Here is a 2,785-nt window from a genome sequence, read left to right on the forward strand (position 1 = left end):
GCACATCCCGATGCAACCTTGGTAGAATTGTGTGAGTTATTCGCCCAAAAGACCGGAAATTGGGTAGGCAGAACAGCCATGTGTTATACCAATTTTCTAAATTTATGCTACAGATACTGCCTCTAAAATGAATTGCCACCCCGTCAAAGAAGCAATGACTTCATTCGTCAACTTGTTTAACTCTTTTTGCACGGCTGCTCTCAACTCCTCTATGTGTTCAAATCTCAACCATTTTAATTGTTCTTTTACATACCCCCACAGTCTTTCTATTGGATTTACTTCCGGACTGTAGGCTGGCTGAAAGAGCAAAATTACATTCTCGGGTATGCTCAGATTTAAGGAGTTATGAAACCCTCCGTTATCTACTTGTATGATATGTAAATCCAGAGGATACTTACTGGCAAATAGCTCCAAGAATTTCTCGAAGCACGTTGTATCCAGATGCGTAAACTCGTAAAAAAAACCCTCTCCTGTTAGTGGCTCCACTGCCCCGTACAGCCACAAATAAGTAAAATCCCATTGCACTTTTCCCTGCGGTTTGATTCCGCTCCCGGTTAACTTTCTTCTCCTAATTGTATGCAATCCCATCCGACTTTCATCTTCGCTCCAAAATCGCACTTTTTTCCACTGTTTTAAAAAGCTCTCGCTCTGACTCAGGCTGCTTTTGATTAAGGATGACAGTTTTTTTTAAATTCTTCCGCTGCTCCTGGTTTTTGCTTTTCACTCACGGGGCGCGGCACTTTTAATTTTGCTTTCAGCCGATATCTTGTCCACTCATGTACAGTCCGATATGCCACTTTGACTTCACAGCAGTTTGTCAACCATTCATGTACTTCTTTGTAGCTACTGAATCCTTCAGGCTCTGACAATTCCTTTGATAATCTTTCTACCGTTTCTGAATTCATTATTCTCGGTCTTCCCGAACGGGGTTTCTGGAGTAATAATTCTTCTATTCCCCCCGACCGATAACTAGACAACCATCTTTGTATTGTGGTACGATGTTTACCTAACCGCACAGCAGCAGACAATACGCTGTCTACCGTTTGGGTTTTAAGCCAATACAGAACTTGTAGTTTTTCGTGGCGCAAAACATCTTTCTCTTTCCTCATAAAAGTTTTCAGCTCTTCTGTTGTTTCTCGAATTTCAATCCGAACAACTCCTGACATTTTTCTTCCTTATATTTTGGTGCTGGCTCACAAAAACGATACATACTAATTGTAGCACTATTTTATGAAATTGGTATAACGCCTTACAAAAGTTGGGATTAAATCGTAAAAAAAAAACAGTCAGGAGTCATTGGTAACAAGTTAGAAAGGAGTAGATTCTGTCAATACCCCTTTGTGCATAAATATAATTGGATAATAATGATGATCAAACAAGGGGTAAGGGTGGGAGAGTCCGCCTGTGGCAGACTCTCCCACGCCTAGGGCGATTATCATTATTAATAAGTTGTTGGCTCGATTGGCGTGGCACTGCGATCGATAATAATGACGGGCGATCGATAATAATGACGGGCGATCGATAAATAATGGCGGGCGATCGATAACAGTGGCGGGCGATCGATAAATAATGGCGGGCGATCGATAATAGTTGCACCACAAGTGTACTTTCGAGCGTCGGGGCGAGGACGATCGATTGCGAGAGTTGGTACGATCGAAGGATATAATTGACAAATAATTGAGCGATTGTGTAGGTCAGTAAATATGGCTAAGAGTCAAAAAACCAACCGCGACCACGCCAAAAAAACCACAAGACCGATGGTGGAAGATGATGCGATTGCCTCGCAACTATCGGCATTACTAACACCAGCCATCACCTCACAAGAAAATTACTACCGTCAACTAGGTTTACGAGCCAGAATTCTTAACCTACCCTTGATGGTAGCAGCAGTATTAACTTTGCTGTGGCGAGAGGTAGCCGGAGTAACAGAACTCACAAGAATGTTAGCAAGAGAAGGCTTTTTGTGGTGCCGACCCACGACAGTTACTCAACAAGCCATGTCTCAAAGATTTTTAAGTTTTCCTGCCTCCTTATTTGAGGGAGTCTTCAAAAATTTATTACCAAGTTTAAGAACTGCTTGGTACCAGAGAAACCACCGACCTTTACCAGAAAGCATTCAATTTGCCTTAACCAAAATTTCGAGAATTTGGATAGTAGATAGTTCAACGATCGAAGCATTATTTTGCAAGCTCAAAAGCCTAGAAGATATACCAAAAGGGCAGTTAGCAGGAAAAATGGCAACAGTCATAGATTTAATGACTCGGCTCCCTGTTGATATTTGGTTTCTGGAAAACCCGAGAGCTTCTGATGTTAAGCTTGAAGAAAACATCCTGCAATTAGTGCCAAATAAAACCTTAATATTACTGGATAGAGGATTTTATCATTTTAGCTTTTGGCTCCAATTAATTGAAGGAGATATTCACTTAATTACTCGTTTAAAAAAAGGAGCCGCCATTCAAGTAAAGCAAGTATTTACCAAAAGTTACGACCTGAAAGATAGTCTGGTACGCTTGGGTTCGGGAACTGCAAAGACTCCATTTATTACCTTACGTCTGATTGAAGTTCGTTCGGGTAAAACCTGGCATTCTTATTTAAGAAGCGTACTTGAACCTCAAGTTTTACCACCCTACGTTGTGGCAGATTTATATCGCAGGCGCTGGAGGATTGAAGAAGCTTTCAATACCGTAAAAAGGCGGTTGGGATTAAGTTATAGCAACCGCCAAGGCGGTTAGGGTGTAAACTGGAAGTAGTCTCTGATGCTGCCCCGCTCGCACGACCCATGCCA

General features: G+C 41.8%; 3 protein-coding genes and 1 pseudogene. 1 reads left to right on the top strand and 3 read right to left on the bottom strand.

Translation table 11 applies throughout. From position 1 onward, the window contains the following. Positions 1-102: 102 nt before the first annotated feature. From QUB14_RS28345 to QUB14_RS28355, 3 genes are all read right to left on the bottom strand, one after another. Complete coding sequence (locus QUB14_RS28345) at positions 103-618, bottom strand: IS630 family transposase (RefSeq protein WP_333221542.1); 516 nt, start codon at positions 616-618, stop codon at positions 103-105. A 50-nt stretch (positions 619-668) separates the two neighbouring features. Next, the gene (locus tag QUB14_RS28350) at positions 669-1,166 is read right to left on the bottom strand and encodes a helix-turn-helix domain-containing protein (RefSeq protein ID WP_333221540.1); all 498 of its coding nucleotides are present in this window, start codon (positions 1,164-1,166) and stop codon (positions 669-671) included. 141 nt (positions 1,167-1,307) lie between these two features. After that, entirely contained in the window at positions 1,308-1,673 is a 366-nt protein-coding gene (locus QUB14_RS28355) for a hypothetical protein (RefSeq protein ID WP_333221538.1), read from the bottom strand. Between the two features lie 84 nt (positions 1,674-1,757). On the opposite strand from QUB14_RS28355, the pseudogene QUB14_RS28360 reads away from it, so the two are divergent. Then, positions 1,758-2,711: pseudogene (locus QUB14_RS28360) on the top strand (IS4 family transposase); the annotation flags it as partial. Positions 2,712-2,785 lie beyond the last annotated feature (74 nt).

It is taken from the genome of Microcoleus sp. B3-D2 (assembly GCF_036705345.1).
Lineage (GTDB): Bacteria > Cyanobacteriota > Cyanobacteriia > Cyanobacteriales > Microcoleaceae > Microcoleus.